Annotated in this window: 17 protein-coding genes; 11 read left to right on the top strand and 6 right to left on the bottom strand. The window is 67.9% G+C overall.

Annotated features, from left to right (window positions below):
* The first annotated feature begins 126 nt into the window (after positions 1-126).
* Together EV137_RS20375 and EV137_RS20370 are read left to right on the top strand one after the other, a co-directional pair.
* Positions 127-1,110 carry a helix-turn-helix transcriptional regulator gene (locus EV137_RS20375; RefSeq protein WP_238175447.1) on the top strand — a complete coding sequence of 328 codons (984 nt, stop codon included), beginning with the start codon at positions 127-129 and terminating at the stop codon, positions 1,108-1,110.
* 2 nt (positions 1,111-1,112) lie between these two features.
* Positions 1,113-2,099 (top strand): helix-turn-helix transcriptional regulator, encoded by a 987-nt coding sequence (locus EV137_RS20370; protein WP_134130348.1) that lies wholly within the window; start codon positions 1,113-1,115, stop codon positions 2,097-2,099.
* Between the two features lie 303 nt (positions 2,100-2,402).
* On the opposite strand, the gene EV137_RS20365 is transcribed toward EV137_RS20370, so the two are convergent.
* Genes EV137_RS20365 through EV137_RS20350 form a run of 4 tightly spaced genes read right to left on the bottom strand, consistent with a single transcriptional unit; the run spans position 2,403 to position 6,571 of the window.
* Positions 2,403-3,773 (bottom strand): NAD(P)(+) transhydrogenase (Re/Si-specific) subunit beta, encoded by a 1,371-nt coding sequence (locus EV137_RS20365; RefSeq protein ID WP_134002613.1) that lies wholly within the window; start codon positions 3,771-3,773, stop codon positions 2,403-2,405.
* Entirely contained in the window at positions 3,770-4,075 is a 306-nt protein-coding gene (locus EV137_RS20360; protein WP_134002611.1) for an NAD(P) transhydrogenase subunit alpha part 2, read from the bottom strand. Before EV137_RS20360 ends, EV137_RS20365 begins: the two co-directional genes overlap by 4 nt.
* Positions 4,072-5,193 carry an NAD(P) transhydrogenase subunit alpha gene (locus tag EV137_RS20355; RefSeq protein ID WP_134002609.1) on the bottom strand — a complete coding sequence of 374 codons (1,122 nt, stop codon included), beginning with the start codon at positions 5,191-5,193 and terminating at the stop codon, positions 4,072-4,074. Before EV137_RS20355 ends, EV137_RS20360 begins: the two co-directional genes overlap by 4 nt.
* A gap of 43 nt (positions 5,194-5,236) precedes the next feature.
* Positions 5,237-6,571, bottom strand: a complete 1,335-nt coding sequence (locus tag EV137_RS20350) for a dipeptidase (protein ID WP_134002607.1) — start codon at positions 6,569-6,571, stop codon at positions 5,237-5,239.
* 118 nt (positions 6,572-6,689) lie between these two features.
* Here EV137_RS20350 and EV137_RS20345 point away from each other — a divergent pair, with 118 nt between their 5' ends.
* Positions 6,690-7,625: a hypothetical protein gene (locus EV137_RS20345; protein WP_134130347.1), complete on the top strand. Its 936-nt coding sequence runs from the start codon at positions 6,690-6,692 to the stop codon at positions 7,623-7,625.
* Here EV137_RS20345 and EV137_RS20340 read toward each other — a convergent pair.
* Positions 7,622-9,034 carry a serine/threonine-protein kinase gene (locus EV137_RS20340; RefSeq protein WP_134130346.1) on the bottom strand — a complete coding sequence of 471 codons (1,413 nt, stop codon included), beginning with the start codon at positions 9,032-9,034 and terminating at the stop codon, positions 7,622-7,624. The two genes, EV137_RS20345 and EV137_RS20340, sit on opposite strands and share 4 nt — an antisense overlap.
* A 166-nt stretch (positions 9,035-9,200) precedes the next feature.
* On the opposite strand from EV137_RS20340, the gene EV137_RS40665 reads away from it, so the two are divergent.
* The 8 genes from EV137_RS40665 to EV137_RS20300 all read left to right on the top strand — a co-directional run bounded on the left by EV137_RS40665 (position 9,201) and on the right by EV137_RS20300 (position 17,162).
* Positions 9,201-10,358 carry a hypothetical protein gene (locus EV137_RS40665; RefSeq protein WP_166679949.1) on the top strand — a complete coding sequence of 386 codons (1,158 nt, stop codon included), beginning with the start codon at positions 9,201-9,203 and terminating at the stop codon, positions 10,356-10,358.
* Between the two features lie 55 nt (positions 10,359-10,413).
* Positions 10,414-11,151, top strand: a complete 738-nt coding sequence (locus EV137_RS20330; RefSeq protein WP_134002601.1) for a metallophosphoesterase family protein — start codon at positions 10,414-10,416, stop codon at positions 11,149-11,151.
* A 17-nt stretch (positions 11,152-11,168) separates the two neighbouring features.
* On the top strand, positions 11,169-12,299 hold the full coding sequence (locus tag EV137_RS20325; protein ID WP_134002599.1) for a histidine kinase: 1,131 nt from the start codon (positions 11,169-11,171) through the stop codon (positions 12,297-12,299).
* A gap of 37 nt (positions 12,300-12,336) precedes the next feature.
* Entirely contained in the window at positions 12,337-13,080 is a 744-nt protein-coding gene (locus EV137_RS20320; RefSeq protein WP_134002597.1) for a LytR/AlgR family response regulator transcription factor, read from the top strand.
* Positions 13,081-13,091: 11 nt separating this feature from the next.
* Positions 13,092-13,472: a hypothetical protein gene (locus EV137_RS20315; RefSeq protein ID WP_134130345.1), complete on the top strand. Its 381-nt coding sequence runs from the start codon at positions 13,092-13,094 to the stop codon at positions 13,470-13,472.
* A 1-nt stretch (position 13,473) separates the two neighbouring features.
* Positions 13,474-15,012, top strand: a complete 1,539-nt coding sequence (locus tag EV137_RS20310) for a sodium/solute symporter (RefSeq protein WP_134130344.1) — start codon at positions 13,474-13,476, stop codon at positions 15,010-15,012.
* A 171-nt stretch (positions 15,013-15,183) separates the two neighbouring features.
* A complete protein-coding gene (locus EV137_RS20305; protein WP_134002590.1) occupies positions 15,184-15,519 on the top strand; it encodes a DUF485 domain-containing protein in 336 nt (111 codons plus the stop codon).
* Between the two features lie 11 nt (positions 15,520-15,530).
* Positions 15,531-17,162: a monocarboxylic acid transporter gene (locus EV137_RS20300; RefSeq protein WP_134004303.1), complete on the top strand. Its 1,632-nt coding sequence runs from the start codon at positions 15,531-15,533 to the stop codon at positions 17,160-17,162.
* 122 nt (positions 17,163-17,284) lie between these two features.
* On the opposite strand, the gene EV137_RS20295 is transcribed toward EV137_RS20300, so the two are convergent.
* Positions 17,285-18,775, bottom strand: coding sequence for a CYTH and CHAD domain-containing protein (locus EV137_RS20295; RefSeq protein WP_134130343.1), 1,491 nt, complete (start codon positions 18,773-18,775; stop codon positions 17,285-17,287).

Below are 18,775 nucleotides of genomic sequence, written 5' to 3'. Positions count from 1 at the left end.
CTACCGTCAGCAGCTTCTTGATCACGTATCGTCCCTTCAGAAATAATCCGAAACCATCATTGGGTGCTCAATGTCGACGCACTCTGTATATGGTCGGTTCCGACAAGTTTCTGGAGGAGAAGGATCGTGCTGGAGCCGCTGGGGGTGGACGAAGCCACTTTTGCGGTCTATCACGCCCTTCTCAGCCATCCAGACAGTACGCCCGAGCAGATTGCCGCGCTAGTAGATCGCTCGACGGCCGAAGTCGAAGAACTGATGGACCAGCTCCGAAGACTGGAGCTTCTGGTGCCGACCTGGACCAACCCAGAAGGCGAACACGCAGTCCACCCTCGCGTCGGCCTAACCGGCCTGGCCGAACGGCGGCGAACCGAGCTGAACAAGGCGCTCGGCGAGCTGAAAGAAGCCGAAGCCTCCGCCGAGGTCATCGCAGAGCAGTACAACGAGTTACTGACATCTCGCAGCAGCGGGGACGTCGAGGTCCTCAAAGGCCGCGCCAACGCCTCACGTCGGATCGAAGAGCTCGCGCTAAAGACCAAGGACACCTCTTGGGGCCTGGTGCCAGCGCATTTTGACGACGCAGTCCCGAGGGCGGAGCGGTCGCCTGACTTCGAGCTCCTGGGACGCGGCATCAAGATGAGAACCGTGTACCTCCAGAGCATGACCGCCTCGAAACTGGCGGTGGAGTACGCCGAGACCATACACAGGCTCGGTGGCGAGGTACGGGTGACGCCGACGTTGCCGATGCGGCTCCTGATCTTCGACCAGGAGATCGCGGTCATGCCGATGGATCCGGAGAACCCGACCGCCGGCGCGGTGATCCACCGCACTCCCGCTGTGGTCTCCGTCGCCCTAGCCCTGTTCGACGCCTACTGGTCCCGCGCAACGGAGATGTTCGACGCCGACGACCGCGACGACGAGACGCCGCTGACGCCTCACGAGGCCGAGGTGCTGCGTCTGCTTGCCGGCGGCGCCAAAGACGAACAGGTTGCCCGCCTCCTAGGCATCTCCCTCCGCACCGCCCGCCGCATCACCGCCAACCTCTCCGAACGCCTAGACGCCGCCAGCCGCTTCGAACTCGGGGTGGCCGCCGCAAAGCGCGGCTGGGTCTGACGTTGTTCGACTCCTCAGGACCCACGGAGGATCTGCTCGCGGTCTACCGACTCCTGCTGCAGCGACCTGAGCTGGGGCAGGCAGTCCGGCTGAATGAACTCGCCGCCGAACTGGGACGCAGCGAGGACCAACTGTCCCACGATCTGCAGAAACTACGCGATCTCGGCTTCGTGGTGCCGAGCTGGACGGAAGGCGTCGAGTATCCGCTGGATCCGGCGGTCACGTTCGGTCGTCTGGCTGCAAGTCGGCAGCAGGAAATCGACGCCTTGAGCACACAACTCCGGGCCGACCAGCTCGCCGCCAATAAATTCACCGCCGACCTCGCAAACTTCCTGGTCCAGCGCACGACACGAGATGTCGAGATCCTCAAAGGACGCGAACTCGCCAACCAGCGAATGCAACGATTCCGTCCGGAGAAATCAATCTGGGGCATCCTTCAAGATTCCGACCCGGCCGGCTGGAAGCCCGAGACGTTTCCCGACCGGGAACATCTCGCGCGCGGTGTGGAGATTCGATACCTGTTCCCTGAGGCGTACTGGAAGCGACCAGGGGTGGGCGAGATCCTGCAATATATCGTGGACCTTGGCGGCCAGATTCGAATTGCACCGTCCGTCCCGTTTCGTTTGATCATCTTCGACAACGAGTCGGCAGTAATGGGGATCGACCCCGAGGACAACGCGGTTGGCGCTGTCGTGCACCACAGCCAGGCAGTCGTGCGGATGGCGATGGAACTGCACCTGAGCTATTGGGACCGGGGGTTCGAGCCGTTCGTGGAGGAACAGCGTGCCCGGAGCGGTGGGATCAGTGCTCAGGAGGCTGAGTTTCTGCGGCTGTTGGTGCATGGGGCTACCGATGAGCAGGTGGCCCGGAAGTTGGGCGTTTCTCTGCGGACTGTGCGGCGGATTGCGGCGAAGTTGAGTGGGCAGGTGGGGGCTTCGGGGCGGTTTGAACTGGGGGTTCGGGCGGCGCAGCGGGGGTGGGTGGATTAGCCCCAGTCCCAGGCTCGGGAAAGGGGTTTCGTAAGGCAGGACAAAGTGTTCTCCTCGGTTGGGCGGGAAGGGTGAGAGGAATGGGTGCGCCGCCCGGCCTCTCGGTACGAGAGTCAAACAGAGCGAACGCGGCGCGGGCAACGGTCGGCACTGGCCGGGGGAGGTCGTTGGCCGGGGGCGGCCAGGTGTACGCGGCCGGCCGCTTTGCGAAAACTTCTTGTCGACCGAATGATTTCCGCGAACAGATCGGCCGTCGGCGCTCCGCTCCAGCGGGCGCCGACGGCCGGTGTCTTTGGTCCGGGTCTAGACCGTTTTCAGGGCGGCGAGGAGTTTGGTGAGGGAGTCCCGGGCGTCGCCGAACAGGAGGGTGGTTCGGGGGTCGTAGAGCAGTTCGTTCTCGATTCCCGCGAAGCCGGGGCGCATGGAGCGTTTGAGGAAGATGACTCGCTGGGCCTCGTCGGCGTTCAGGATCGGCATGCCGTAGATGGGGGCCGACGGGGTGTTGCGGGCGGCCGGGTTGACCACGTCGTTGGCGCCGACGACCAGGACGACGTCCGTGGTCTTGAAGTCGCCGTTGATGTCGTCCATCTCGCGCAGCTGCTCGTAAGGCACCTGGGCCTCGGCGAGCAGCACGTTCATGTGGCCGGGCATGCGCCCGGCGACGGGGTGGATGGCGTAGTCGACCTTGACCCCGCGGCTCTGCAGTTCCTCGACGAGGTCGCGGAGCGTGTGCTGCGCCTGCGCGACGGCGAGACCGTACCCGGGCACGATGATGACCTTGTTCGCGTACCCGAGCAGGATCGCGACGTCCTCCGGCCCGCCCGAGATCACCGGCCGGTCGGACGCCGTACCTGCACCCAACGTCGATCCGCCGCGCACGGCACCGAAGAGGATGTTGAACACGGACCGCCCCATAGCGTCCGCCATCAGCTTGGTCAGCAACGTACCGGCCGCGCCGACCAGGGTGCCCGCGACCAGCAGCACCGTGTTCCCGAGGACGTAACCGCCCGCGGCGACCGTCAGACCGGTGAAGGCGTTGAGCAACGAGATCACGATCGGTACGTCGGCGCCGCCGACCGGCAGCACCAGCATCACGCCGATCGCGAGACCGATGAGGCAGAGCAGTACGCCGACCCACACCCGCGGATCGGACACTAGCCAGACCGCAAGTGCAATACCGCCCAGCAGTGAGGCGACGAAGAGCACGGGCAGACCCGGGAACGTCACCGGACGGGTCGTCATCAGCTCCTGCAGCTTGGCGAACGTCACCACCGAGCCGGAGAAGCTGATCGCGCCGACCAGGATCGTGAACGCCGTGGCGATCGCCGCGACGGTCGCGTCGGAGGGCACGTCCCCGAGCTCGAGCAGGGCGACCAACGCGGCCGCGCCGCCGCCGACGCCGTTGAACAAGGCAACGAGTTGCGGCATCTGGGTCATCTGCACCCGCCGCGACCCGATCACACCGCCGACGGTGCCGATCGCGAGCGCGATCAGGATCGGCACCAGGTGGTCGGGCTTGTACGCCGCGAACGTGATGATCACCGCGAGGACGGCTCCGGCGGCGCCGATCAGGTTGCCGGTGCGCGCGCTGCGCGGCGACGACAGTGCCTTCAGCGCGACGATGAAGCAGACCGCGGAGACCAGATACCCGATCTGGGCCCAGGTGGGGATCACTTGTGCAGCTCCTTCTTGCGAGCCGCCGGACCTTTGAACATCTCCAGCATCCGGTCCGTGACCACGAACCCGCCGACCATGTTCACCGTCGCCAGTACGACGGCCAGCAGCCCGACGATCACCACGATCGTCGACTCGGCGGCGCCAGTGACGATGATGGCGCCGACCAGGATGACGCCGTGAATGGCGTTCGCCCCCGACATCAGGGGGGTGTGCAGAGTCGAGGAGACCTTGCTGATCACCTCGACCCCGACGAACGCGGCGAGGACGAAGATCGTCAGCAGCGCGATGGACTCACTCATGCCTGGCCCTTCAAAAGCTCGCGGGTGGGCTCGTGGAGCACTGAGCCGTCGTGGGTGACGCAGCAGCCGCGGACGATCTCGTCGTCGAAGTCGGGATCGAAGGCGGCGTTCCGGGTCATCAGCCGGATCAGGTTCGCGATGTTCTGGCCGTAGAGCCGCGAGGCCGGGCCGGCCATCTGCGACGGCACGTTCGCCCCGCCCCAGACCAGTGCGTCGCCGATCGTCAGCTCGGTCCCGGCAACGGAGCCTTCGACGTTGCCGCCCTGCTCCGACGCCAGGTCCACCACGACCGAACCAGGCTTCATCTGCTCGACCATCGACCGCGTCACCAGCATCGGCGCGGTCCGGCCCGGTACGGCGGCCGTCGTGATGAGCGCGTCCGCGGCGGCGACGTACGGCGTGAGCAGTTCACGCTGGAGTTGCGCGCGTTCGGGCGTCATCTCGCGGGCATATCCACCAGGCCCGTCGAGGGTGCCGAGTTCGAGCTCGATCGGTACGGCGCCCATCGACGCGATCTCCTCCGCGGCGGCAGTACGTACGTCGTACGCCTTGACCACCGCCCCGAGGCGTTTCGCGGTGGCGATCGCCTGCAGACCGGCCACGCCGGCGCCGAGGACGAGGACCTGGGCCGGCGGGACGGTGCCGGCCGCGGTCATGTTCAGCGGGAAGAATCGCGGCAGCCGTTCGGCGGCGACGATCGCGGCCCGGTACCCGGCGACGAGTGCCTGTGACGACAGGGCGTCCATCGTCTGGGCCCGGGAGATCCGCGGGATCAGCTCCATCGAGAACACCGTCAGCTTGGCCCGGGTTGCGGTCCGGACCACGTCTGGCGGGTTCGTCGGCAGGAACGACATCAGCGCCGTACCGGCGTGCAACCGCTGCAGGCGCTCACGTTCGAGCGGCTGCACCGACGCCACGATGGTGGCCGCGTGGTCGGCGCCCCAGGCCACTTCGGCGCCGGCGGCGCGGTACTGGTCGTCGGAGAACAACGCGCGTTCACCGGCGGCCGGCTCGACCGCGACCTCGTATCCGAGCTCGATCAGTTTCGCGACTTGTTCCGGCACCAGCGCGACCCGGCGCTCCGCCGGTCTGGTCTCCCGTACGACTGCGATCTTCACTCGCCGAAACCTATGCCAAACACTGGGTCGCCGAAAAGCCCGATCACGCCTGGTCTGCCAGGTTCTTGAGCAACAATGCCTCGGCGAGGCAGACCTTGGTGAACTCCGCGAGGTGCAGACCCTCGTCGATGCCGTGGGCACGGGTGTCCGGATCCTCCACGCCGGTGACCAGGATCGAGGCCTGCGGGAAGGTCTCCTGGAACTCCGCGATGAACGGGATCGACCCGCCCATCCCCATGTCGATCGGCTCGACACCCCACGCGGTCTTGAAGGCCGCGCGGGCCGCTTCGTACCCGGCGCCAAGGGCGTTCACACTGCACGGCTGACCGGTCTGCCCCTCGGTGACGGTGACCTGCGCACCCCACGGCGCGTGATTCTCGAGATGCGTCTTCAGTGCCGCGCTCGCCTTGATCGCGTCGTCCCCCGGCGCGACCCGCAGGCTCACCTTGGCCCGCGCGACCGGCACCAGCGTGTTGCTCGCCTCCGCCACGGACGGCGCGTCGATCCCCAGTACGGCGATCGCGGGCCGGGTCCACAACCGGTCGACCAGCGAACCCGAGCCGGTCAGCCGAACGGAGTCCAGCACGCTCGACTCGGCCCGCAGCCGGTCCTCCGGGTACTCCACATCGGCCGCCCGGGACGCGTGCAGCCCGTCCACCGCGACGTCGCCCTTGTCGTCGTGCAGGGTCGCGAGCAGCCGGCACAACGCCGACAACGCGTCCGGGATCGGCCCACCGAACAGGCCGGAGTGGACCGCGTGATCCAGTGTCCGAACCTCGACGTACGCCTCGACCAGACCGCGCAGCGACACTGTCAGCGCCGGCCGGCCGACATCCCAGTTGCCCGAGTCCGCGATCACGATCGCGTCGGCGGCGAGCTCGTCGGAGTACTCGTCCAGCAGCTGCAGCAGGGTCGGCGAACCGATCTCCTCCTCACCCTCGACGAACACCGTCACGCCCACCGGCAGATCGTTGCCGAAGGCCCGTACGGCGGCCAGGTGCGCGGCGATCCCGGCCTTGTCGTCGGCGGCGCCCCGCCCGTACAGCCGGTCGCCCCGCTCGGTCGGCACGAACGGGTCCGACGTCCACTGCTCGACCGGCCCGGTCGGCTGGACGTCGTGGTGCGCGTAGAGCAGCACCGTCGGCTTGCCGGCCGGCGCGGCCTTCTTGGCGATGACCGCAGGCGCGCCCTCACCGGCCCGGACGATCTTCACCGTGAAGCCTTCGGCCTCGAACAACGCCGCGGTCGCCTCCGCGGACCGCTGGACGTCGGCCGCACGGGCCGGTTCGTAACTGACCGACGGGATCCGGATGAGGTCCTCGAGGTCGGCACGGACGCTGGGCAGAACGCGGTCGATCGCCGCTGACAGATCGCTCATGCGACAACCGTACGGCGTCCGTTCGCAGAGCTGACGCCCGGTGAACCCTCGCGCGTTACTCATTGCCGATCTACTCTGAAAATCTCGAAGGTTTTCGCCCACAACCGAAGAGGCTCCCATGGTCAAGCGCCCCCTTGCCATCGTTCTCACCGTCGTCGCGGCGTCCCTGACGGGCGCCGCGCCCGCCCACGCCGCGATCAGTTGCGACACCTCGACCAGCGGCGGTTCGACGTTCTACGACGGACCGTCGGCGTCCTACAAGTACGACGCCCGGTTCAGCAACAGCGCCAGCATCCCCAACCTCAGCACGCACACCCCGCAAGGCGCCGGTACTTGGTACAACTGGGACGGCTCCGGCAAGAACCTGATCCTGATCGCGGCGTACCGCGAGGGCGCCGACTCGCAGATCTACGGCATCGACCCGTCCACCGGCTCGACCGTCGGCGTGGTCGCGATCGCCGAGTCCCACGTCGGCGGGATCACCGTGAGCAAGGGCTGGGCCTTCGTGTCCGGCCAGGGCAGCAGCATCCGCAAATACCGGCTGACGGAGTTGCGTGACGCGTTGAAGGCCGCCGGGACGCCGTACCTCGGACAAGTCGGTACGGCGCGTGACGTGGCCGGGTCGTCGTTCATCGGGAGCTACGGGGACTCGTTGTTCTCCGGGACGTTCAACGAGACCGGCCGCGGGACCATGTACGAGTACAAGATCGCGGACGACGGCACGCTGACCACGCTGGCCGGCGCGTGGGAGGTCCCGACGAAGACGCAGGGGCTGACGATCACCGCCAACCACTTCATTTACAGCACGTCGTACGGGCGTGGGAACCGCAGCAACATCTACGTCGTGAAGCGCGGCCAGAAGGATCTGGATGCGGCGGCGCTGAGCTGCTTCCGCGCCCCGAGCATGACCGAGGGCATCACGGAGTACAACGGCACCGCGTACCTGGTCTACGAGTCCGGGTCGTACCTGTACGCGTCCGATCCCGCGACGTTGAACGTCATCCCCCGCATGCACAAGGCAACGATCTCGTCGCTGACGTCGCTGGTGCCCTAGGAGGCGTACTTCGCGGAGTCGAGCACCTCTTGCCGCGTCGTCGGGTTGTCCTCGCGGACCTGAATCCTCAGCAGGGTCGTGGCGTTCACCTGCTTGTACTGCTCGATGACGGTTGGCACGTCGTCGCAGCTGTACCTGAAGGTGACGACATTGCCGGACTTTTCCGGTGTGCCGCCCGTGCAGCCCTCGGGAGCAGTGGCGCTCGTCGGGAGCTGGGTGGCGTTCATCACTCCTACGTAGACGCCTTCGGTGTTCGGGTCGGTCTGCCACTTGGAGGTGTTGGTGCTGACCACGAGGGACTTCCCGTCGTCGACCGCCTTCTGGTGCCAGTTTCGTGGGACCTCTACCGAGAGGGGCTTGCTCTCCACCTTCACCGGCCGGGTCATGACGTACTGGTAGCCGCCGTACCCGCCGCCTGCGGCGAGGACCAGCGCGGCGAGCGTGGTGAGGACGGCGGCGCGACGCCGGCGTTTGGGCGGTGTCGCGACGGTGGACTGGTTGGAGCTGGCCAGTGCGGTCGCCTGGTCGACCGGAGCGGTCGCCGCACTCGGTGTGGGCATCTCGGCGGCCGGCACGAGCCCCGCCGGGATCTTGCCCGTGGTGTGCGCCTCGCGCAGTGCGTTGAGGAAGCTGTCGAGGTCCGGCCAGCGCTTGTCCCGGTCCGGCTCGAGAGCACGCCGTACGACGACATCGATCGCATCCGGCACGTCTTCGCGCAGTGTGGTCATCGAGGGCGGTGGTGCTTCGATCTGCATCACCGCACCGAGGCTGGCCACACCATGCGGCGCCTGACCGGTGAAGGCGGCGTACGCGACCGCACCGAGCGAGTACAGGTCGGCGCGGTGGTCCAGGCGTTCACCCATCACCTGTTCGGGAGCGACGTACGCCGGGGTGCCGCCGGGCATCGTGATCCGCGAGACCTCGGCGAGCGACTTGCCCAGCCCGAGGTCGGACAGCATCGCGCGGTCGCCGTTCGGATCGGTGCGGAACAGGACGTTGGCCGGTTTCACGTCGCGGTGCAGGACGCCGCGGGCGTGCAGGTGCTTCAGGCCGCGGCCGACCTGCGTGATGATCCGGACCGCCTCGCCGAACTCGAGCGGGCCGGCCTTGATCCGGTCCGCGAGCGTGCCGCCGTCGGCGTAGGTGAGGACCATGAACGGGCGGCCGTCGTCGGCCTCGCCGATGTCGTGCACGCCGACGACGTACAGCGAGTCGACCTTGCGCAGGAACCGGCCCTCGGCCAGGAACCGGCGCCGGACGTCCTCGTCCTCGACCCAGTTCTCGGACAGGATCTTGACCGCGACCTCGGCGTCCAGCTGCTCGTCGCGCGCCAGCCAAACGGTCGCGAAACCCCCGGCACCCACCCGGCGGACCAGGGAGTACCGGCCGATCCGCGGTGGCTGGTCCATGGCGTAATTATGCTCGATCCGTTCTGCGACCCATTCGCTGGAGTGAACAAAGCGGTATTTTCCGGCGTCACATCTCCGACAGCGGGATGCTGATCTACCGCCCGACCGTGGTCCGCCGCACGGTCCGTAACCGTGACCTGACCATGACTTGTTGAGGAGATCGCCGATGCGAGTGCAGAACGGCCGCCTGGTCGCCCTCGTCGCAGCTGTCGCCGTCGCCGCCATCACGGGCGGCGGAGCCCTCGCGTGGCGCCAGGGCCCGCAGGCCAACGCGGAAGCCCCCTCTCCGCTGTCCGGCTCCCCGTCACCGGCGACCAGCACCCCGACCAAGAGCACCCCCACGGCCAAGCCGACGCCGACGTCCAGCAAGCCGTCGACGGCGACGAGCACTCCGTCCGGGCCGATCAAGACCAAGATCGACCTGAAGAAGCTCCCCCAGGGCAGGGCGCCGCAGGTCACGTACCTCAGTGGCCGCACCATCCGCGGCGGCGCCGGCGAGGACGTCACGGTCCCGGGCACCACCGACATCCAGGACGTCGCCCGGCTCGGCAGTTCGGCGCTCGCCGTGGTCACCAAGGGGTTCGGTACCGAGATGCTGAACCTGGACAGCGAGAGCAAGATCACCCGCCGCACGCCCGACGTGACCCAGATCGTCACCACCGACGACGGCGGCGCCGCGGCGTACGTGGCCACCCGCTTGAAGGACACCGGCGAGGAACTGGCCGGTGCGACCATCTACGCCGAAAGCACCGAGGTCCAGAAGGTCGCCGTACCGGACATCTGGAACACCAGGCTGCTCAGCTACCTCGACGGCAAGGTCTACTTCGACGCATCGACGACCCAGGACGGCGACAGCGTTCTGTACGAGTGGACGCCGGGTACATCGAAGCCCGTCCAGCTCAAGGCCGTCCCGAATCCGATGGCGGTGTCCAGCGCGGGTACGGCGGGCTCGCTGACCACACTGAACGACCAGAGCAGCTGCAGCAGCCTCCTCACCGTCCCGTTCGGGAAGCGCCTGTGGCGCACCTGCGACTACCTGATCACTGGCTTCACCCCGGACGCCGCGACTGTCATCGCCGGACCGAAGTACCAGGACGGGTACGGCGACGGCATCGCGGGAGCCCTGAACGCGAAGACGGGCATGCTGCTGCACGAGTGGTCCGGTGTGTTCCGGCAGAGCGTCCCCGAGGACGACCAGCACCTGCTGCTGCTCGCCGACAACGGGGAGGAGACTCCGGCGTCGATTGTCCGTTGCACCATCTCGACCGGTGCCTGCGAACGGGCGACCCCGCTCGCCAAAGGACAGCTGCTCATCGGTAGCTGATCTGCTTTGAGCAGATTGCTCTGTGTTTGCGGGGCTTCAGGAGCAGACTGCCGGCATGACCACGGTTGCTGTTCTTGCTGATGTTCATGGGGTGTTGCCTGCTCTGGAGGCTGTGCTGGATGAGCCGGACGTGCAGGCGGCCGACCGGATCGTGCTGGCGGGGGACATCGCCAGTGGGCCGCAGCCGGTCGAGACGCTGGATGTGTTGAGGGCGCTGGGCGACCGGGTGGTGTGGGTGCGCGGCAACGCGGACCGGGAGCTTGTGGAGATGGCTCGGGGGACGTACGACGCCGAGCCGCCGGATGCGGTCTCTCCGTGGGCGGCGGAGCAGTTGCGGCCGGACCAGGTTGAGCTGCTGGCCGGGCTGCCGACGACCGTGACGATCGGGGACGTGCTGTTCTGTCACGCCACTCCGCGCGACGACGAGGAGATGGTGCTGGTGGACAGCCCGATCGCGCGGTGGGCGCAGGTGTTCACGGGGCTGTCGGACGAGGTCAGGACGGTCGTCTGCGGGCACACGCACATGCCGTTCGCGCGCCAGGTCGATCGGCGGCTGGTGGTGAACGCCGGCAGTGTCGGGATGCCGTACGGCGCTCCCGGTCCGAGCTGGGCGCTCCTGACCGAGGACGGCGTACAGCTGCGGCGCGCACCGCTCGACGCGGCCAAAGCCGCAGACAGGATCGAGAGCGAGTCGACGTACCCAGGCCGTGTGGAGTGGGTAGCGGAGTACCTGCTGCACACCTACTCCGACACGGAGGCGCTGGAGGCATTCAGGCCGCGCGCGGAAGGCTGAGCGGTTACCGTCAGGGTGTGTTCGTGCGGCGGCGGAAGCATTTCGGGACTCCGGCCGACAAGGCGACGTATGCGACCCTGCATACCGCCTCGTTGGCCAGCCCGCACCTGCGCGAGGGCCTGACACCCGCTGCGGCCGGAAAGGCCAGCCGCCACCTGAGGGACCTCCTGGGTACGGCGGCCATCGCGATCTGCGACTCCTCAGGCGTACTGGCGTGGGACGGCGTAGGCGGACCGTACGAGAGCAACCACCGCCGCGACGCCAAGGACCTCGCCGCACTGACACTCCGCTCCGGCCGTACGGCGGTACTCGGCGCGCATGATGTGGCGTGCGGCGACCCGCAATGCCCGATCCGTACGGCGGTCGTCGCGCCGATCGTCATCGAGGAGCGCGTGGTCGCCGTACTGGTCGCGTACAGCAACAACACCTCCGCAGCACTCGTCAGAGCGACTGAGGAGGTCGCCAGGTGGGTCTCCGGTCAGGTAGAGCTCGCAGAGCTCAACAAGGAGCGCACCCGAGCCATGGAGGCGGAGCTGCGCGCACTACGCGCCCAGATCAGCCCGCACTTCATTTACAACGCTCTGGCGGCCATAGCGTCGTTCGTACGCACCGACCCGGAGCGAGCGCGTGAGCTGCTCCTGGAGTTCGCAGACTTCTCCCGCTACGCCCTGCGGCGTGGGGGCGAGTTCACGACGCTGGCGGACGAGCTGCGCAACGTGGAGCGCTACCTGGTGCTGGAGCAGGCTCGTTTCGGCGACAGGCTCAAGGTGTCGCTGCAGATCGCTCCTGAGGTGCTGCCGGTGGTCATCCCGTTCCTCGTCGTCCAGCCCCTGGTGGAGAACGCCGTACGCCACGGCCTGGAGGGTACGACGGGAGTCGGCCACATCACGATCCGCGCGCGCGACCAGATCAACGAGGCGGAGATCAGCGTCGAGGACGACGGCGCCGGCAGCGAGCCGGAGGTGATCCGGGCGGCCCTGTCCGGCGGGTCCGGCAGTGACTCGGTCGGCCTCGGCAACGTCGACGCCCGGCTGCGGCAGGTGTACGGCGACACGTACGGCCTGGTCGTGGAAACCGCCGTGGAGGCCGGAACCAAGGTGACGTTCCGTATCCCCAAATACTCCTCAGGAGTGCATGCATCGCCGTAACCCGCAGACCGGCATCTGAGGGTTTAGTGTTCGTTTTATGGCCGACTCTCCCCTGCGCGCGCTGGTTGCGGACGACGAGGAGCCCGCGCTGGCCGAACTGGTGTACCTGCTGAGCCAGGACCCCCGGATCGGCGAGATCCGGACGGCTTCCAACGGACCGGACGCGCTGAAGATCCTGCAGGCCAGCGACCTGGACGTTGTGTTCTGCGACATCAAGATGCCCGGGCTGGACGGCATCGACCTGGCCAAGGTGCTGTCCAAGTTCGCCAGCCGCCCACAGATCGTGTTCGTCACGGCGTACGACGAGCACGCGGTGGCGGCGTTCGAGCTGGAGGCCACCGACTACGTGATGAAACCGGTGCGACCGGAACGCCTGTCCCAGGCGATCCAGCGCGTCGTCACCCACGGAGCAGCGCCCGCGTTGCCGTCACCGGAGGAGACCGACGACGAGGTGATCCCGGTGGAGCTGGCCGGTATCACCAGGTTCGTGCAGCGCTCCACGGTCCGGTACGTCGAGGCACAGGGCGACTACGCCCGCCTGCACACGGGCCAGAACTCGCATCTGGTCCGCATCCCGCTCAGCACGCTGGAGGAGCGCTGGCGGGACGCCGGCTTCACCCGGATCCACCGCAGCACCCTGGTCGCTCTGCAGCACGTGGACGAGATGCGGGTCGACAGCGGCCGCTGCGCGGTCCGGGTCGGGGACGACTGGCTCCCGGTCAGCCGGCGGCACACGCGCGAGCTCCGCGACCTCCTGGTCCGTTCGACGTCGCTGAGATGACCTGAGCTGACATGAGTACGCCGGAAGGACCACGCAGGGTCCGCGTCACCAGCCCGCGGACGAGCGCGGCCCGACGTCCGATCATGCCCACCGGTACGCGCGAGATCGACGAGCAGACCCGCCTCGGCCAGGTCTACATGCAGTCACTGATCCAGTCGCAGCTACGACTCACTCTGGCCGTCATCGGCGGCGTGGTGCTCGTGCTGGGCAGCTTCCCGCTGCTGTTCTGGCTGGTCCCACCAACCCGCACGATGTCCGTACTGGGCCTCCCCCTGCCCTGGGTGATCCTGGGCATCCTGGTGTACCCGGTCGTGTACGTCGCCGCTCGCATCTACGTCCGGAACGCCGAGCGAATCGAAGCAGAGTTCACCGAGTTCGTGGGGCGGCAGTAGCGTGTCTCCGGCGCTCAGCCTGACCGCGATCGGATTGGTGGTCGTGGCAACGATCGGGATCGGGTTGTTCGGCCTGCGGATCTCGCGGACCACCAGCGACTTCTACGTCGCCAGCCGCGCGGTCAGCCCACGCTGGAACGCGTCGGCGATCAGCGGCGAGTACCTGTCCGCAGCGTCGTTCCTCGGTGTCGCCGGGCTGGTGCTGGTGAACGGCGCCGACATGCTGTGGTTCTCGGTCGGTTACACCGTCGGCTACCTGATGCTGCTGGTCCTGGTCGCCGCTCCGCTGCGCCGGTCCGGTGCGTACACGCTGCCCGACTTCGCCGAGACCCGCTTCGAGTCCCCCGTCGTACGGCGGATCTGCGCCGGGCTCGTGGTCGGCATCGGGACGCTCTACCTCCTGCCGCAACTGCACGGCGCCGGCCTCGCGGTCCAGACCGTCACGGGCGCGCCGCCGGAGGTCGGTGCGATGATCGTCGCGGTGATCGTGGTGATCAACGTGGCCGCGGGCGGGATGCGGTCGATCACGTTCGTCCAGGCCTTCCAGTACTGGCTCAAGCTGACCGCGCTCGCGACGCCGATCTTCGTCATCCTGCTCGTCTGGCACCAGCCCGTCGGAGTGCTCGACTCGTTGCACGGAGCAGCCGCCGACTGGGCCGAGCCGCTGTCCCGCGCGGGCGGTCGCGACCACCCGCTGTACGCGACCTATTCGTTGCTCCTGGCCCTTTGTTTCGGGACAATGGGGCTCCCACACGTCCTGGTCCGCTTCTACACGAACCCCGACGGCCGCGCGGCCCGGCGTACCACCGTCGTCGTACTGGCATTGCTCGGATTGTTCTACCTCTTCCCACCGATGTACGCCGTACTCGGGCGGACGTTCGCGCCCGACCTGGTGAGCGCGGGCGGGGACACCGTGGTACTCGAGCTGCCCGGCCGCGTTTTCCCTGGTACTACAGGGGATTTGCTCGGTGCACTGGTCGCGGCGGGGGCGTTCGCGGCGTTCCTGTCGACGTCGTCGGGGCTGACCGTCGCGATCGCCGGGGTGATCGACCAGGACCTGCTGCGGAGCCGGTTGCATCGGTGGACCGGTGGTGACTACGTCGCGGTGAACAGCTTCCGGATCGCGGCGCTGATCGCGATGATCGTGCCGTACCTGGCGTTCACGGTGACCGGGGCGCTGAGCCTCGCGGACACCGTGGGACTCGCGTTCGCGTTGGCCGCGTCGACGTTCTGTCCCCTGCTGGTGCTGGGGATCTGGTGGCGGCGGATGTCGACGACCGGCGCCGCGGCCGGCCTGGTCGTCGGCGGGATCGCGGCCAGCGCGGCCGCGCTCGTGAACGTGTCCGGCGCGCCGCAGGGCGGCTGGCCGCGGGCGCTCGTCGGTCAGCCGGCCGCGTGGACGATGCCGCTCGCGTTCCTCACCGTCATCGTGGTCTCCAAACTGACTCCGGACCGCATCCCGGCCGGCACGGCCCGCAGCATGGTCCGGCTCCACACCCCCGAGGCCGTCGATGTCGACCGCGGCCTGCCGTACCGGTGACCGTTCGTCCCAGGATTCCTACCGTTCACCGCAGTTGAGTGATCCACCGAGCGACTGGTGTGGTCCGCTGAGCGACCGATGCGCGCCGGTGCTGTCGGGAACGCCGTGACCCAGGCCACAGTAGCCACGCCGGCTCCATACCGCCCGGCTTTATCCCCTGGAGGTCTCGCGATGAGTGATATGCGCGATCGCGACCTGACGACGTACCGGGATGTCCAGCTGTCACCGGACTTCTCCGAGTTGCGTCGCCGGTTCCGGCGCTTCGTGTTCCCGATGACCGCGCTGTTCCTGGTCTGGTACTTCGTCTACGTCCTGCTCGCCGACTACGCGCACGGCTTCATGTCACACAAGATCGGCGGCGGCAACATCACCGTGGCCCTGCTGTTCGGCCTCGGGCAGTTCGTGTCGACGTTCGCGATCACGATGATCTACGTCCGCTGGGCGGACCGCCGGATCGACCCGGACGCCGAGAAGCTGCGCCACCAGATCGAGGGAGCACCGCAGTGACCGCCCCGCTCATGTTGCCGCTGGCAACGGACATCGGTAACCCGACCGTCAACATCGTGATCTTCGCGCTGTTCGTGCTGGCCACGCTGGCGATCGTCTTCCGGGCCTCGCGGAACAACAAGACCGCGGCCGACTTCTACGCCGGCGGCCGGTCGTTCACCGGCCCGCAGAACGGCATCGCGATCGCCGGCGACTACCTGTCCGCCGCGTCGTTCCTCGGCATCGCCGGCGCGATCGCGCTGAACGGGTACGACGGCTTCCTGTACTCCATCGGCTTCCTGGTGGCCTGGCTGGTCGCGCTGCTGCTGGTCGCCGAGCTGCTCCGGAACACCGGCCGGTTCACGATGGCCGACGTACTGTCGTTCCGGCTCAAGCAGCGGCCGGTCCGGATGGCGGCCGCGATCTCGACCCTCGGCGTCTGCTTCTTCTACCTGCTGGCGCAGATGGCAGGCGCCGGGGGTCTGGTCGCCCTGCTGCTCGGCGTGAGCAACCGGGCCGGGCAGAGCATCGTGATCGCGGTGGTCGGCATCCTGATGATCACCTACGTCCTGGTCGGCGGCATGAAGGGCACCACCTGGGTGCAGATCGTCAAGGCCGTGCTGCTGGTCATCGGCGCCGGAATCATGACGATCTGGGTGCTGGCGAAGTACACCTTCAACCTGTCCGGCCTGCTCGGTGCGGCCGTCGACAAGAGCCCGGCGGCCGGCGAGAAGCTGCTCAGCCCGGGTCTCCAGTACGGCGTCACCGGCGTCACCAAGCTGGACTTCATCTCGCTCGCGCTCGCCCTGGTGCTCGGCACCGCCGGCCTGCCGCACGTGCTGATGCGGTTCTACACGGTGCCGGACTCCAAGGAAGCGCGGCGCAGTGTCAGCTGGGCGATCTGGATCATCGGCATCTTCTACCTGTTCACGCTGGTCCTCGGGTACGGCGCTGCCGCGATCGTCGGACCGGACCGGATCAAGGCCGCACCCGGCAAGGCGAACTCGGCCGCGCCGCTGCTCGCCTTCGAGCTCGGTGGTGAGGTGTTGCTCGGCGTCATCTCGGCGGTCGCGTTCGCAACGATCCTGGCCGTGGTCGCCGGTCTGACGATCACCGCGAGTACGTCGTTCGCGCACGACATCTACGGCCAGATCATCAAGAAGGGCCAGATCAGCGGCGACGGCGAGGTCCGCGTGGCGCGGTACACCGCGGTCGTGATCGGCATCGTCGCGATCATCGGCGGCATCTTCGCGAACGGCCAGAACATCGCCTTCCTGGTGGCCCTGGCGTTCGCGGTCGCGGCGAGTGCGAACCTGCCGACGATCCTGTACTCGCTGTTCTGGCGGCGCTTCAACACCCGCGGCGCACTGTGGAGCATCTACGGCGGTCTGGCCTCGACGATCATCCTGATCATCTTCAGCCCGGTCGTCTCCGGCAAGGTGGACGCGAAGACTCACAAGAGCCTGTCGATGATCACCGACACCGGGATCGACTTCCACTGGTTCCCGCTGGACAACCCCGGCATCGTCTCGATCCCGCTGGCGTTCCTGCTCGGCTGGCTCGGCACGATCACCAGCAAGGAGCCGGTCGACGTCGACCGCTTCGCCGAGATGGAGGTCCGCTCCCTCACCGGCGCCGGCGCCGAGAAGGCGGTCCGCCACTGAAAGACCTGTCAGGCAGGCCCTGCTGAATCGACGCGGTCCTGCCTGGCAGCCCCACCCCCGCCCCAACGAGACGGACCCGGCCCCCTCCACCCGGGTCCGTCTCACACGTCAACCGCGGGGTATTACATGCTGAATTCGAGGGTGGGCCAGAGTTTGTAGAAGGACTCGCGGGAGGTGTTGCCTCGGGATTGTTCGGTGGCGTGGAGGAGTCCGTAGGTGAAGGGGTTGCCGCCTTCGGCGTAGACCTGCAGGGCGAGGTGGTGGAGGAGTTCGCGGGAGACGACCGAGTCCTGGTGTTCGCCGAGGATCTCCTGGACCTCCTCGGCGCGGGCCGCCAGGTCGGCGGCTTCGTCGGACAGGACGGGTACGGCGGACTCCGCGGCGTACCGCAGGCGCTTCGACGCCTTACGTACTTCGTGCAGCTCGTGGTCCTGCTCCGCCACGGTCTCGGCCTGCTGCGAACGGCGTACCGCCTTGCGCATCCGCCGGTAGTCGTGCTCGAGGAGTTCGCCGATCTGCTTGCTCGCCTTCCGGTCGTCGTCAGTCAGCGGCGGATTCGCGACCAGCTCGTCCAAAGCATCCAGCAACCGGAAGTACCGCGGACTCTCCAGCGCGGCCAGCGCCCCGGCGCGTCCGTCCTTGTAGACCTGCCGCAGATGGTCGTCGATCCGCCCCGCGACGCGTCCCATCACCAGCTCGACCGGCTGCTCCGCGACCTCGGCCGCGAAGTGCTCACGCTGCACCTCCGCGTCCCGGGCGACGCCGAGCTCACCGGCCAGCCACTTCAACTCGGCCCGCAACGGGTCACCGACCGCACGGTTGATCACCGGCCGGTACGTCGCCAGCGCCGAGCGCAGCCGCCGCGTCGCGACCCGGAACTTGTGGATCGAGTCCGGAACGTCCCGCCGTACCTCGGGGTCCCGTTCGCGGATCGCCTGCACCTGTGCGCCGGCGTACGCGCGGAACAGGTCCGACGTCCGCGGCTTCTTGGGCAAGGTCCATTCGTCGTACGCCGGAACGCGATCGCCGAGTGCCCTTGCGAGCTTGCTCGGACCGCTCGCCGGACGAGCGCCCGCAGCCTTCAGCAACTCGCCCGCATCCTCGAGCAGCGGGCCGTCGCCGTCGACCAGCTCGACCTCCCACTCCCGCCAGCGCTCCGGCTCACCGCCCTCGACCGTCGCGGTCACGTGGTCGTCGGCAAGCTCCGCGAGGACACCGCCGTCCGCGTCGAGCAGCCGATGGACGATGCGTCGGGTCTGCAGCGTCACGACCGGCGCCAACGGCTGGTCGCGGACATGCACGCGGACCGTACGGACGACCGCGATCGGTACAGTGCGCGCCGAGCCGAGCGGATATCGAACCTCGAGCCGTCCACCGGACGACGCCGGAAACTTCACGTGCCACCCGTCGTCCTCGCCACCGGTACGCCGGCGAAGCGTCACCTTGTTCGCAGCCAGGTCGAGCTCAGGCGTGTCGTAGTACACCGCCTCCAGGTCGAGCTCGACCGGTTGCGCGACACTCGCGACCCCGGGCAATTCGTGCAGCGCCGGCAGGGTCGTGCTCGTGTCGACGTCGTACTTCGTCTCGATCTCGAGCTGCTCAGTCGGGGCCAT

This window comes from Kribbella pratensis (assembly GCF_004366075.1).
Lineage (GTDB): Bacteria > Actinomycetota > Actinomycetes > Propionibacteriales > Kribbellaceae > Kribbella > Kribbella pratensis.
This window is presented reverse-complemented; position numbering and strand designations above follow the sequence as displayed.